The organism is Actinoplanes sp. NPDC024001, from assembly GCF_040638955.1.
Classification (GTDB): Bacteria; Actinomycetota; Actinomycetes; order Mycobacteriales; family Micromonosporaceae; genus Actinoplanes.
In genome coordinates this window covers 40,496-53,135 of sequence record NZ_JBEZZB010000041.1, presented here as the reverse complement: position 1 = coordinate 53,135, position 12,640 = coordinate 40,496, and the positions used below count along the sequence as shown (strand labels likewise).

General features: G+C 73.1%; 12 protein-coding genes. 5 read left to right on the top strand and 7 right to left on the bottom strand.

The features are described from left to right. Positions 1-406: 406 nt before the first annotated feature. From AB0F81_RS18255 to AB0F81_RS18240, 4 genes are all read right to left on the bottom strand, one after another. The gene (locus AB0F81_RS18255; RefSeq protein WP_360198530.1) at positions 407-1,711 is read right to left on the bottom strand and encodes a sigma-70 family RNA polymerase sigma factor; all 1,305 of its coding nucleotides are present in this window, start codon (positions 1,709-1,711) and stop codon (positions 407-409) included. Beyond that, on the bottom strand, positions 1,712-2,026 hold the full coding sequence (locus AB0F81_RS18250) for a YciI family protein (protein WP_360198527.1): 315 nt from the start codon (positions 2,024-2,026) through the stop codon (positions 1,712-1,714). Further along, on the bottom strand, positions 2,023-2,370 hold the full coding sequence (locus AB0F81_RS18245; RefSeq protein ID WP_360198524.1) for a YciI family protein: 348 nt from the start codon (positions 2,368-2,370) through the stop codon (positions 2,023-2,025). Before AB0F81_RS18245 ends, AB0F81_RS18250 begins: the two co-directional genes overlap by 4 nt. A 298-nt stretch (positions 2,371-2,668) precedes the next feature. Further along, positions 2,669-5,767: an AAA family ATPase gene (locus tag AB0F81_RS18240; RefSeq protein ID WP_360198521.1), complete on the bottom strand. Its 3,099-nt coding sequence runs from the start codon at positions 5,765-5,767 to the stop codon at positions 2,669-2,671. A gap of 36 nt (positions 5,768-5,803) precedes the next feature. On the opposite strand from AB0F81_RS18240, the gene AB0F81_RS18235 reads away from it, so the two are divergent. From AB0F81_RS18235 to AB0F81_RS18225, 3 genes are all read left to right on the top strand, one after another. Further along, the gene (locus AB0F81_RS18235) at positions 5,804-6,856 is read left to right on the top strand and encodes a histidine kinase (RefSeq protein WP_360198518.1); all 1,053 of its coding nucleotides are present in this window, start codon (positions 5,804-5,806) and stop codon (positions 6,854-6,856) included. Next, positions 6,853-7,509, top strand: coding sequence for a response regulator transcription factor (locus AB0F81_RS18230; protein WP_360198515.1), 657 nt, complete (start codon positions 6,853-6,855; stop codon positions 7,507-7,509). The genes AB0F81_RS18235 and AB0F81_RS18230 overlap by 4 nt, the downstream gene beginning before the upstream one ends. Before the next feature lie 63 nt (positions 7,510-7,572). After that, positions 7,573-8,562, top strand: coding sequence for an NAD(P)-dependent alcohol dehydrogenase (locus AB0F81_RS18225; protein ID WP_360198512.1), 990 nt, complete (start codon positions 7,573-7,575; stop codon positions 8,560-8,562). Between the two features lie 4 nt (positions 8,563-8,566). Here the strand turns inward: AB0F81_RS18225 and AB0F81_RS18220 are convergent, their stop codons facing one another. The 3 genes from AB0F81_RS18220 to AB0F81_RS18210 form a co-directional block, all read right to left on the bottom strand. Then, the gene (locus AB0F81_RS18220; RefSeq protein WP_360198509.1) at positions 8,567-9,349 is read right to left on the bottom strand and encodes a sigma 54 modulation/S30EA ribosomal C-terminal domain-containing protein; all 783 of its coding nucleotides are present in this window, start codon (positions 9,347-9,349) and stop codon (positions 8,567-8,569) included. 315 nt (positions 9,350-9,664) lie between these two features. Next, positions 9,665-10,108: a carbohydrate-binding module family 20 domain-containing protein gene (locus AB0F81_RS18215; RefSeq protein WP_360198506.1), complete on the bottom strand. Its 444-nt coding sequence runs from the start codon at positions 10,106-10,108 to the stop codon at positions 9,665-9,667. Positions 10,109-10,317: 209 nt separating this feature from the next. Next, positions 10,318-10,911: a helix-turn-helix transcriptional regulator gene (locus AB0F81_RS18210; RefSeq protein WP_360198503.1), complete on the bottom strand. Its 594-nt coding sequence runs from the start codon at positions 10,909-10,911 to the stop codon at positions 10,318-10,320. A 185-nt stretch (positions 10,912-11,096) separates the two neighbouring features. Between AB0F81_RS18210 and AB0F81_RS18205 the strand changes: the two genes are divergently transcribed. Both AB0F81_RS18205 and AB0F81_RS18200 read left to right on the top strand, forming a co-directional pair. After that, positions 11,097-12,095 carry a hydrogenase expression protein HypE gene (locus tag AB0F81_RS18205; RefSeq protein WP_360198501.1) on the top strand — a complete coding sequence of 333 codons (999 nt, stop codon included), beginning with the start codon at positions 11,097-11,099 and terminating at the stop codon, positions 12,093-12,095. Then, positions 12,092-12,592 (top strand): hypothetical protein, encoded by a 501-nt coding sequence (locus AB0F81_RS18200; protein ID WP_360198498.1) that lies wholly within the window; start codon positions 12,092-12,094, stop codon positions 12,590-12,592. The genes AB0F81_RS18205 and AB0F81_RS18200 overlap by 4 nt, the downstream gene beginning before the upstream one ends. Positions 12,593-12,640: the final 48 nt, after the last annotated feature.

The window sequence follows — 12,640 nt, the reverse complement described above, 5'->3', positions numbered from 1 at the left end:
CCCGCCGGCCGAAGCAACTCCCACGCACAGCTGAACGAACCCGCTGACCGTCAGTGTCGTCCCCCGCCGGCCGAAGCAACTCCCACGCACAGCTGAACGAACCCGCTGACCGTCAGCGTCGTCCCCCGCCGGCCGAAGCAACTCCCACGCACAGCTGGACGAACCGGCTGACCGTCAGGGCTGTGCATGTGCTCCCACACAGCGCTGAGAGCCAGCTGACCAAGGCCGGCGGGAATGGGCGTGCGCTCACAAGCGGCCACTCCCGGCGGCCTGGCGGGTCCGGCAACGTAGTGGCCCATCCGGCTGGCTGCCCGACGGGACAGCCGGCCGGAACAGGGTGGCGGGGTGGCCGAGTGGCGGGGCGGCCGGGTCGCCGGGCGGCGGGTGTGGGACGGGTGGGGGGCGGCTATGGGGTGAGGGTGGACAGGCGGGTGGAGAGGAAGCGGCGCTCGGCCGGCGTGGGTGCGTGGGCCAGGGCGGTGCGGTAGGCGGCGGCGGCTTCGGCGGTGCGGCCGAGACGGCGCAGCAGGTCGGCTCGGGCGGCGGGGAGCAGGTGGTAGCCGGCCAGTTCGGGGGCGGTGGACAGGCGGTCCAGCAGGGCCAGGCCGGCAGCGGGACCGTCGGCTTCGGCGATGGCTACGGCGCGGTTCAGTTCGATGACGGGGGACGGAGTCAGGCGGGCCAGCTCGGTGTACAGGGCGGCTATCTGTGGCCAGTCGGTGTCCTGGGCGCGGGGTGCGGTGGCGTGGCAGGCGGCTATCGCGGCCTGGATGCGGTAGGGGCCGCGGCCTGGGGATCGGGACAGGAGGCCTACGCCTTCGGCGATCAGGTCCTGGTCCCAGCGGGAGCGGTCCTGGTCGCTCAGAAGGATCAGGTTGCCGGAGGCGTCGGTGCGGGTGGCGCGGCGGGCGTGGTGCAGCAGCATCAGGGCGAGCAGGCCGCGGACCTCAGGCTCGTCGGGCATCAGCGCGGCCAGAACGCGGGTCAGGCGGATAGCCTCGTCGGCCAAGGAAGCGCGATCGGCCAGGGAAGCGCGGGCGGCTGAGGGAGCGCGGGCGGCTGAGGGAGTTGTCAGAACGCGAGCCGAATAGCTCTCGTTGAAGGTCAGATAGAGCACGGCCAGGACGCCGGCCAGGCGTTCCGGCAGCAGGTGGGCGGCCGGCACGCGGTAGGGGATGCCGGCGTTGCGGATCTTTCGTTTGGCTCGGACGAGCCGCTGGGCCATGGTGGATTCGGCTACCAGGAAGGCTCGGGCGATCTCCGGGGTGGAGAGGCCGGCGAGGGTACGCAGGGTGAGCGCCACCCGGGCGTCGAGGGGCAGCGCCGGGTGGCAGCAGGTGAAGATCAGCTGCAGGCGGTCGTCGGGCACGCTGTCCTCCTCGGAGTCCGACGACGAAGACGATGACGGCGAGGATGAAGACGGTGGCGGCGACGGGACCGCGAGCACGGCGGCGGCCCGGAGCCGGGCCTCCTCGGCGGTGGCCCGGCGCAGGCGGTCGACGGCACGGTTGCGGGCGGTCGTGGTCAGCCAGGCGCCGGGGTTGCGCGGCACGCCGTCGGCCGGCCACTTCGCCAGGGCCTGGGTGAAGGCGTCCTGGGCGCTCTCCTCGGCCAGGTCCCAGTCGCCGGTCACCCGGATCAGCGTGGCCACGATCTTGCCCCACTCGGCGCGGAAGGCCGCGTCGACGGCCGCCTGTACGCCGGGTGACATCTACTCCTCCCAGAACGGGCGCAGCTCGACCGCGCCGAACCGGGCGAGAGGGTGCTTCGCCGCGATCGTCACGGCTTCCTCGAGGGAGGCGCAGTCGAGCACGTCGTAGCCGGCGATCCACTCCTTGGTGTCCGCGAACGGGCCGTCGGTGATCAGCGCGCCGTGGTCGCGGACGGTGGTGGCGTCCTCGATGCCGCGCAGCTGGTGGCCGTCGAGGCGGCGGCCGCCCGTCTCGGCGAGCCACTGTTCGACCGTGTCGTCGGCCTCGGTCATGGCCAGGGTCTCGTCGACGCAGACCAGCATCAGGAATCTCATCGGCCGTGCTCCTTCGCGTGGAACGGGCGGATCTCCACGCCGACGCGGCAGGCCGGGTGGGTGGAGGCGACCTCGATCGCCTGGTCCAGGTCGGCGGCGTCGACGATCTCGAAGCCGCCGATGTGTTCCTTCGTCTCGGCGAACGGACCGTCGGTCACCAGCACCTCGCCGCCGCGGACCCGGACGGTCACCGCGTCGGCGGGCGGGCGCAGCCGCACGCCCTGGTGGTCGATGCCGCGCGACGCCAGGTCGCGTTCCCAGGCCTGGAAGCCGGGCAGGGCGCGGATCTCGGACGGCGACGGCTCGTTCGTGCCGTCGTCGAGCATCCAGAGCATGTAACGCACGTTCTCTCCCTCTCCAAGCGGCCCGGTGATCGAGCCTCTCATCCCCACGACGCGGCACCCACCCGCAAATCGACAACCCCGCGGCTGTCGATTTCGCCGGCCGGCCGCGTCGTGCCGGTGAAGGACGACAACACCACGGAGGGAAACCGAAATGATGCCGAACATGATCTGGCAGATCGCCGAGGTCCAGGCGGAGGCGGTGCGGGACATGGAGAACGCGATGGGTCGCTTCGCCGCGGCTGTGAGCCGCGCGATCCGCCGGGCACGCCGCCGGCGATGACGACCCCAGGGGTACGCGTCAAGCAGCCGCGAGTTCGGCTCTCAGCCGCTCGATGAGATCCGGGCGGTCCCGCAGGGAGTTGACCATAGTCTGCAGCCTCGTGCGACGGAACTGGGCGTCCTGGGCGGAGAGACCGTCGGGCGCCACCGCGAGCAGGCACTCCACGAGCGGGACCGCCGGCGCGGACACCATGCTGAGCAGGTTGAGCGTCGTGGGGCCGTCGAGCCGGGGCACGTCGTGCACCAGCGAGTGCAGGACCAGCCTGATCACGTCGGCGGAGCCCGTGGCGACAGCGCTGCTGAGCGCCCGCTCGTAGGCGTGGTAGAGCGCCGAAGGCTCGGCACGCTGGGCGGACGCCAGCCACAGCGAGATCAGGCTGTGCGCGACCGACTCGTACTCCCGCGGCCCGTGCCCGACGAAGTTGATCATCAGCTCGGGCGCCCAGCTGAGCAGCGGGTCGAGCGCGTGCCGCAGGGCGTCGTCGGAGAAGGCGCCGCTCAGGTGCATCGACTGCAGCGCGGTGTAGATCGGGAAGTACCGGCTGACCCCGCCGATGGTCGCGGTCTCCCCGTATCTCCAGCTCGGCCCGAAGCTGTGCGACCAGAGCGGATCGACCGTGCTGCTGACCATCGCGTCCGAGTGCTCGAGCCGCATGTCCCGGCGGCCGTCGCCGGCCCAGCACCGGGTGACCTCCACGTGTTCCAGGGCGTCCAGGAACATGCCGCCCGGGACCGCGGCCCGCCACTGCAGCGCCATGTCCCGCAGCCAGCCGGCCGGGTCCTTGGCGTACAGGTAGAGCTCGGAGGCGTGCAGCGGCGGGCCGCAGGCCAGCGCGAGCATGGTCAGGTTGAACGAGTACGTGGCCATCCAGTGATCGACGCGTTTGTCGACCGGCTGATAGGCGCGGGGCGTGTAGCTGGGCCGTGTCACCGCCACCCGCAGCCGTTCGACGATCCACTCGCGGGCCCCGGACCGGTCGGCTCCCGGCAGCAGTTCGGCGATGAACGGGATCACGGTGGTGCGGGCGGACAGCGGCGTGTACCCCAACAGCGACTGCAGCAGGTCGTCGTCCTCGGCCGGCCCGAGGTGCAGGGTGCGGGCACGAGCCCGGGCGGCCGCGTCGGTCACGGCCTGCACCACGAGACGGGCCACCAGATATTCGCCGAAGGTCGCGTGCAGGAACTCGTACGTCTGCAGGGTTTGATCGTCCTGGAGCGCCTGCGCGCGCTGGATGAAGAAGAACCGCCCGACCATCTCCTGGCCGGCGCTGATCGGCGTGCGGAAGGCCTGGGTCGGCTGCGGCCGGGTCGGCCGCAGGCCGAGACCGGCCAGGTCGGTGTCGAGCTCGCCGGTGGTGACCCAGAGCCGGCCGCGGTGGAACATCGCGAACGCCACCACCGACAGCCGCAGCAGCTCGTGCTCGACCAGCGCGGGCACCGCGCTGTCGGGCTGTTCGCCGTGCACCCGGTGCACCTCCCGCGCGGCGAACTCGCGCAGCAGCCGTTCGTAGAGCTGGGCGCTGCCGAACGTCTCGCCGGCCTCCTGCAGCGCGTTGCCGGTGGCGTCGTAGAGGGCGAGCATGAGCAGCAGCAGCGGCTGTTCGGCCAGGTCACGGAAGCGCCGCAGCACGCCGGGGCCGAGCGGGCGGCGCCCGGCGCCGGCCCAGTGGGCGGCGTTGGCGCCGGCCCAGATCGCCAGCCACTGCTCCTGCTGCGCCGCGTCGAACGGCTCCAGCCGGACGACCAGGCTGCCGGCCGGCACCCGCGCCCGGTCGGCGACCGCGATCCGGCTGGTCACCATCACCGCGACCGGCCGGCCCAGCAGGGCTTCGCGCTGCTGGAAGGCGGCCACCCGCTGCAGGTAGTCGGACTGGTGGATGCCGGTGGCCTGGAGCAACTCGTCGAAGCCGTCGAGCAGGACGACCGGCATCGCGGCGTCGGCGTCGCGGGCCAGGTCGGGCCAGGCCACGGTCTCGCCGATGGTGGCCCGCAGCGCCTGCTCGATCTGGTCCTGGATCTCCGCCTCGGCGCGCACCTCGCGCAGTGCGACCCGCACGACGAGGAAGTCGGCGGCGGGCAGGCGGGCGGCGAGGACCCGGGTGAGCGAGGACTTGCCGGCGCCGGGCTGGCCGAGCAGCAGCAGCGGAACCTCGCTGGCCTGCGGGGTGGTCAGGTACATGGCGAGGAACGCGGCCAGGTCGGTGCGCGGTGCGGTGTCCCACCAGCTCTCGTCGGCGGGCCGCGCGCCGGGCTCGGCCGGTTTCACCCGGTAGCGCGGATCGAGGTAGGCGGTGCCGAGCGCGGGCATCACGAGGTCGCCGGCGTCGCCGCCGAGGATCGGCTGGCCGAGCGCGGCACGGTAGGTGCGGGCCAGGGCGGCCCGGTGGCGGGCCGGGTCGCGGTGCGAGGTGACCCGCAGCAGGGTCTGCTCCAGGGCCTCCAGGCCGCGGGTGGCGGCGCGGGAGTCCAGCTGGCGCAGCCAGATCGCGAACTCGGGCACCTCCTCGGCGAGGCGGCGCAGGTTCTCCTCGTAGCGGGCAGCGGCGAGCCCGGGCACGTCGGCCGCGAGTGCCTCCCCGAGCCGGACGGTGTTCTCCCAGGCGGCGAGGTGGCCCAGGTGGTCGGCGACGCGGTGGGCGGCGGCGCGCCACCACTGGCCGAGTTCGCGCAGCAGCGCGTCGTAGGACAGGTCGGGCGCCGGGGACGGCAGCGCCGCGAGCAGCAGCCGGGAGGTCCAGTCGCTCGCCGTCGCGCCGGCGACGAGCAGCCGGGACTGCTCGTCGCGGTCGAAACCGGCGGACTCCAGGCCGGCCGCGCCGAGGCGGGTGTCGAGGGCTTCGAAGAAGGCGGTGACCACGAGGACGCCGTGCGCCGCGAGCAGGCGCTCGCTGCGGTGGTAGCGCCCCTGGCCCCGTACGATCTCGGTGATCCTGCTGGACACCTGGTGGCCGAGCCGGATCGCCTCGGCCTTGGCGTCGAAGAGGCTGAGGGCGGCGTCGCTGCCGCCGGCGGTCGCCAGGCTGAGCGCGCCGCCCAGCAGGTTGTCGGCGATCCTCACCAGGGGGCCGGAGCCACCGAGCAGTTTGACGGCATCGTGGTACGTCAGTCCCTGCGGCACCAGCACACTATAGGAACCTGCGCCTACGATCAGGGCATGCGCGAGCTGCTGCGGTCCGTCTGGGACGAGCCACGTCCCACTCCCCCGCCACCCGCCCGGGTCTGGCGGGACTGGCTGCTGGTCGCGGCCGTCGCGGCCGCCGTGCTGATCGAGGCGGTGGTGACCCGCGTCAACCCGCTGCTGGTCCTCGCGCTCGTCGCGACGCTGCTCTGGCGCCGCACCCGCCCGCTGCTGATGGTGGCGATCGCTTTCGGTCTGTGCGCCCTGGTGCCGTACGCGGAGATGAGCGCCGAGCTCTTCCTGACCCTGCTGCCCTACGCGCTGTTCCGCTGGGGATCGGGGCGCGAGGTCCTCGCCGGCTCGGCGATCCTGGCCGGGCGGCTGGGGATCGGCCTGGTCGTCGGGGAGATCACGGTGGCGGAGCTGATCGCCGGGTTGATCATCCTGTTCGGATCCGGCGCGCTCGGCCTGGCGCTGCGTTACCGGGCCCGGGCCCGGCTGCGCGAGCGGGAGCAGTTGCGGCTCCTGGAGCGCGAGCGGCTGGCCCGCGACCTGCACGACACGGTGGCCCACCACGTGTCGGCGATCGCGATCCGGGCCCAGGCAGGGCAGGCCACGGCGGCCGGCGACCCGGAGTCGGCGGTGCAGGCGCTGCGCCTGATCGAGAGCGAGGCGTCGCGCGCGCTCACCGAGATGCGGGCGATGGTGCGGATGCTGCGTGACGAGCCGGTCGGCCTGCCCGAGATGCGCGAGCAGACCGGTCCGCCGGTGGACGTGCAGGTCGACGGCGACCTCGACGACCTGCCGCCGCGGGTGGCGGCCACGCTCTACCGGCTCACCCAGGAGGCGGTGACCAACGCGCGGCGGCACGCCCGCGACGCGACCCGGATCACGGTGCGGGTGGCGGCGGACGAGACCGCGGTGCGGCTGCGGGTCAGCGACGACGGCGCGCCGGGCACGCCGGCGAGCGGGTACGGGCTGACCGGCATGATCGAGCGTGCCGGGCTGCTGGGCGGCACGTGTTCGGCCGGGCCCGGCCCGGAGCGGGGCTGGACCGTGGACGCCGTGCTGCCGAGGGTCGCCGGTTGAGCATCCGGGTGCTGGTCGCCGACGACCAGGAGATCGTGCGGACCGGTTTGTCCATCATGCTCAACACCCAGCCGGACATCGAGGTGACCGGTGAGGCGTCCGACGGCCGGCAGGCGGTGGAGCTGGCCCGGCGGCTGCGGCCGGACGTGTGCCTGTTCGACGTGCGGATGCCCGGGGTGGACGGCATCGAGGCGACCCGGTTGCTGGCCGGGCCGGCCGTCGCCGACCCCCTCGCGGTCGTGGTGATCACGACGTTCGACCTCGACGAGTACGTGTACGCGGCGCTGCGCGCGGGCGCCCGCGGTTTCCTGCTGAAGGACGCCGGGACGGAGCTGCTGGCGCAGGCGGTGCGGGCCGCCGCGAACGGGGAGGCGCTGATCGCGCCGAGCATCACGACCCGGCTGTTGAAGGCGTTCGCCGGGACGGCGCCGGCCGCTTCGCCGCCGCAGCCGATCGATCCGCTGACCGAGCGCGAGGAGGAGGTTCTCGCGCTGGTCGCGCGGGGGCGCACGAACAGCGAGATCGCCGCCGAGCTGTTCATCACGCTCAGCACGGTCAAGACCCATATCACCAGCCTGATGGGCAAGCTCGGCGCGCGAAACCGGGTAGAGGTGGCGATCTGGGCGTACGAGACAAAACGCACCGGACTTTAGTAGGGTCGCCGGGCCGTACCGCGGTCCGATGACAGTGGACGCCCGCACCGCCACCATCGAGGTATGAGAGCGTTCGTGCAGGACAGGTACGGATCGGTGGAGACGCTACGGCTGCGCGAGGTGGCCACGCCGGCGCCGGCCGACGACGAGATTCTGGTACGGGTGCGTGCCGCCTCCCTGAACGCCCGCGACTGGCACGCGATGCGGGGTGACCCGCTGCTGGCCCGCGCGATGTTCGGCTGGCGGCGGCCCCGGCAGCAGATCCGGGGCAGCGACGTCGCCGGGCAGGTGGAGGCGGTGGGCCGGGCGGTCACCCGGTTCGTGCCGGGCGACGAGGTCTTCGCCGACGCGCGCGACAGCGACGGCGCGTTCGCCGAGTTCGTGTGCGTGCCGCAGAACGCGGTGCAGCCGAAACCGGCGAACCTCACGCTGGAGCAGGCGGCCACGCTGCCGATGGCCGGCGGCACCGCGGTGCGCGGGCTGCGGGACGTGGCGCGGGTGCGGGCCGGCCAGCGGGTGCTGATCAACGGGGCGTCGGGCGGGGTGGGCACGTTCGCGGTGCAGCTCGCCAAGGCGTACGGCGCGGAGGTGACCGGGGTGTGCAGCGGCCGCAACGCCGACCTGGTCCGCTCGCTCGGCGCGGATCACGTGGTCGACTACACCCGGTCGGACTTCAGCCGCGAGCCCGGCGCGTACGACGTGATCTTCGATCTGGTCGGCAACCGGCCGTTGCGGGCCTACCGGCGGGTGCTGGCGAAGGACGGGCTGCTGCTGCTCTCCGGCGGCGGGACGGCGCGGGCCGGGCGGCCGTACCTGGCCGGCCCGATGGGGCTGATCATCGCCGGCCGCACGGTGGGCCGGCTGGGCCGGCAGCGGGTGGAGGTGCTGGAGACCGCCCTGGACCCGGCGATGCTGGCGGCGCTGCGGGAACTGGCCGAGGAGAAGATGTTCGTGCCGGTCATCGACCGGGCCTTCCCGTTCGCCGAGACCGCCGAGGCGATGCGTTACCTGGTCGTCGAGCACGCCCGGGCCAAGGTCGTGGTGACCGTCTGACCTCTCACCAGGCCGGCGAGAGCAGCGCGAAGTCCCCGTCGTAACGGCGGTAGAGGACCCGGCCGCGGCCGGTGCTCGGGTCGGTGAAGAAGACGAACGAGCGGGCCGGGGCGGAGTTGAGGGTCTCGACCGCCTTGGCCACTCGCAGCACCGGCGCCGGCCAGGCCCGCACACTCAGCGGGACGGTGCTGCCGGCCGGTTCCGGGCCGACGACCGTGCGCAACAGCCGGTACCCGGTCGGCCCGCCCCGGTAGAGCAGGCTCTCCGCGCCGGTGGTGTCGTCGGCGAACAGGTGGAACGGGTAGTCGCGCAGCTCCATGGTGAAGGCGGCGGCGTCCGGGTCCTGCACGGCGAGCCGGCACGACTTGGAGCGGACGAGTTTGCGGGGCCGGTTGCGGGTGATCAGCAGGCCGGCCGGGGTGGGCAGGTAGACCGGGCGCCAGCCGCCGTGGCCGAGCCCGACGTCCCCGGAGCGTTCGGCGGCGAGGCGGCGGCCCAGCCGGTTCAGCCGCCAGCGCAGGCCCGCGGCGGCGCCGTCGATCGCCTCGGCCGCGCTCGGCGCGCCCAGCTGGGCCCGGACCATCCGGTCCGCGACCACGACGTTGACCTGGGCCACCACCAGCATCGGCAGGTCACGCCCGGCGTATCGGGTCAGCCGCACCCGGGCCTGCTCGACTGGGTGGCCGATCGCGGAGATCTCGGGACCGACCGCGTCCCGCACGTGCTCCGCCTCGTCCGGGGTGACGGCGCCGCGGACCGCGACCGCGGCGCTGCTGCGATTCGACATTCGGCGTTCCTTGTCGGGCGGGGTACGCCACCGCCGTGGTGGCGCCTCAAACAGCAGACCGGCTGCCCGCCAGGCCGGAACAGGGCCGTTCGACCCTGGTGTCAGAGGTGATCTCGAAGGGCGTCGCGACGCGGGCCCAACGACTCTGTCACCAGAACGCTACCGTGCGCAATCCGTACGGGCAGGGCTCACGCTCCCACGCCCGAATTTCCAGTCCCGTGCGATAAATTCGGCCGTCACGCCGAGGGGCATCTCGCTCATGCCCCTCGGCGTGACCCGTCAGTCAGTGCCCGGCTTGCTCAGCAGCCGGCTTGCTCAGTAGCCGCCGAACGTGTCGTGCGTGATGTAGGTGCCGGTCGGCGGGGTGATCGTGGTGCGGTTCTGCTGGTAGCCCTTCTCCCAGCGGATGCTGCCGTCCGGGTTCTTCACGATGTACTGGAACTCGATGTAGGTGTTCGGCGGGAGGGCGACGTTGCCGTACCAGTTCGGCCAGGCCCGGCCGCTGGTGGTCAGGGGCACGGCCGCGGGCGGGTTCCAGGAGCCGAGCTCCGGGATGCTGCCGACGACGTAGACGTTCTGCCCCCAGACGGTGAAGTCGGCGACCACGTTGAAGGACGCGGCGATCGGCGCGACCTCGGCGGCGCTCGCCGAGACGGCGGGAGCCTCGGCGGACGGCGCCGCCGTGGCGGGGCCGGTGACCCCGAGGATGCCGGCGATCAGCCCGGCGGCGAGGACAGCGGCGCGGTGGGTGCTGCGCATTTCTTTCCTCCTGCAATCTCTTTCAGTTTCTGCCGTAATACAGCAGCGGTCGGCTCCACTGTGGTCGGAGGACAGTCGGAACTCAAGGGAGAAATGCCGCGTTTTGCACGTCAGGAATTGTTCGTTGTAGATGGCAACAAATTCGTGAGCTGCATCAACATGTCACCACTACGCCACAATCCGGTGCTATGAACGCGGCGCAAAGTCTTTCATCGTGTGAACGGCGGCTCGCCGAAGATCTCCCGGATCCGGTACAGGTCGCGGAGCCGGGGCTCGGTCGCCCCGGACACCCAGCGGCCGATCGTCTTGGTCGACACGTTCAGCTGCCGGGCCGCCGCCTCCATGGTCAGCCCCTCCCGGCGCAGCCCCGCCGCCAGCCAGGCAGCGAACGTCAACGCCGGCTCGGCGGCAACCAGCGGAGCGGACGGTGGCGCCGGCGGAGTGGCGGGGGCGGCGGCGGGGATGACGGTGGCGGCGATCCGGCCGCCCCGGCCGGCCACCTCGGCGCCGCCGGCCGGCCGGGTGTCGGCCGAGCCCAGCACGTCCACCTCGGCCCCGTCCGGGAAGATGCGCAGCGACACCTGCAGCGAGGCGCTGTCACCGGCGGTGTCCAGCAGCACCTCGGCGACCCGGTCGCAGAGCGCCCGGATGTCGTCCTCGGAGATCGGCGTGCCGGTCAGGTGCCGGCGCAGGAAGACCCGCACCTCCGGCAGCGACGACGGGCGCGCCGGGAACGTCTGCGCGACCACGACGAGCGGCAGAATCTCGATGTCGCCCAGATCCGAGCCGGCGGCTGCCGACATGGGACACCCCTCCCTGCCCGATACGGGGAGTTTCGCCGAACCACGGCGGCCGCGACACCACCGATCGGGTGAATCGGGCCTTGGCCGGGCCCGGCACGGGAGCCTACGCTCGCCGGGAAGCCGCCCGTGGCCGAGCCCGAGAAGCGGGAAGCGCCGCGGGGAGCCCGAGAAGGCTGGAGACGGTGGTGAACAACCCGGACGCCGGCGAGCAGGTGCTGCACATCCTCTGGATGAACGGCGGCCTCAGCTGCGACGGCGAATCGGTGGCCCTGACCGCGGCCACCCAGCCGAGCATCGAGGAGCTGGTGCTCGGCGCCCTGCCCGGCCTCCCGCCGATCGCGCTGCACTGGCCGTACCTCGGGTTCGAGAGCGGACCGGACGGCAGCCCGGACAGTTTCATCGAGTGGTTCCACCGGGCCGCCCGCGGCGAGCTGGACCCGTTCCTGCTGATCGTCGAGGGCTCGGTGCCGGACGAGTCGAACAAGGCCGAGGGCTACTGGAGCGGGTTCGGCAACGATCCGCGGACCGGGCAGCCGATCACGGCCACCGCGTGGCTGGACCGGCTGGCGCCGCGGGCCACCGGGGTGGTGGCGGTGGGCACGTGCGCGGCGTACGGCGGGGTGCACGCCATGGCCGGCAACCCGACCGGCGCGACCGGCGTGCCGGACCACCTGGGCTGGGACTGGCGCTCCCGTGACGGGCTGCCGATCGTCTGCGTGCCGGGCTGCCCGACCCATCCGGACAACCTGGCCGAGACGATCCTCTACCTGCTGCACCAGATCTCCGGCCAGGCGCCGATGATCCCGCTGGACGAGTCGCTGCGCCCGCGCTGGCTCTTCGAGGCGACCGTGCACTCCGGCTGCGACCGGGCGTCCTATTACGACCAGAGCGAGTTCGCGCTCGGCCACGGCTCCTCGTCGTGCCTGGTCAAGATGGGCTGCTGGGGCCAGGTGGTGCGTTGCAACGTGGCCAAGCGGGGCTGGGTCAACGGGGTCGGCGGCTGCCCCAACGTGGGCGGCATCTGCATCGGCTGCACCATGCCCGGCTTCCCCGACAAGTTCATGCCGTTCATGGAGGATCCGGTGGCGGGCGTGGCGCCGGCCTCCGCCGCCGACTACGCCCCGGTGGTGCGGACGCTGCGCGGCTTCACCCTGCGCGTGGCCGGCCGGGTCCCGGCGTCATGAGCGCGCCCGACCCGGCGCAGGTCGCGGCCGCCCGCGTCGAGGAGCTGCTGGCCGGGTTGCGGGCCAGCCCCGACCCGCGGGCCGCGACGGCCGCCGAGGAGCTGACCGGGTGCCTGGTCCAGCTCTACGGCGAGGGGCTGGCCCGGATCGTCGAGCGGCTCGGGCCGGAGCGGACGGCCGGCCTCTGCGCCGATCCGCTGGTGGAGAGCCTGCTGCTGGTGCACGATCTGCATCCGCAGGACACCGGGACCCGGGTGCGGCGCGCGGTCGAACGCTTCCCCGCGTACGTCGAGGGGTTCACCGCCGAGGTGGACGCGGCCGGTGTCGCGCATCTGAGCCTGACCGCCGGACCGGCTTGCGGCAGTTCGCGGGACGCGCTGAAGACCGAGGTCGCGGAGGCGGTCCGGGCCGCCGCGCCGGAGCTGACCGGGCTGCGGGTACGGGTGTCGGCCGCGCCGCCGCTGTTGCGGATCTCGATGCGCCCCGGCCTGGCCTGACCCCTGGTCGCCTGACCGTCCCCCGCGGGAACCGTCGCGGATCTCCGG

Coding starts and splice junctions, on each gene's coding strand:
- AB0F81_RS18255 (WP_360198530.1), bottom strand. CDS start 1,711: ATGTCACCCGGCGTACAGGCGGCCGTCGACGCGGCCTTCCGCGCCGAG.
- AB0F81_RS18250 (WP_360198527.1), bottom strand. CDS start 2,026: ATGAGATTCCTGATGCTGGTCTGCGTCGACGAGACCCTGGCCATGACC.
- AB0F81_RS18235 (WP_360198518.1), top strand. CDS start 5,804: ATGCGCGAGCTGCTGCGGTCCGTCTGGGACGAGCCACGTCCCACTCCC.
- AB0F81_RS18225 (WP_360198512.1), top strand. CDS start 7,573: ATGAGAGCGTTCGTGCAGGACAGGTACGGATCGGTGGAGACGCTACGG.
- AB0F81_RS18220 (WP_360198509.1), bottom strand. CDS start 9,349: ATGTCGAATCGCAGCAGCGCCGCGGTCGCGGTCCGCGGCGCCGTCACC.
- AB0F81_RS18215 (WP_360198506.1), bottom strand. CDS start 10,108: ATGCGCAGCACCCACCGCGCCGCTGTCCTCGCCGCCGGGCTGATCGCC.
- AB0F81_RS18210 (WP_360198503.1), bottom strand. CDS start 10,911: ATGTCGGCAGCCGCCGGCTCGGATCTGGGCGACATCGAGATTCTGCCG.
- AB0F81_RS18200 (WP_360198498.1), top strand. CDS start 12,092: ATGAGCGCGCCCGACCCGGCGCAGGTCGCGGCCGCCCGCGTCGAGGAG.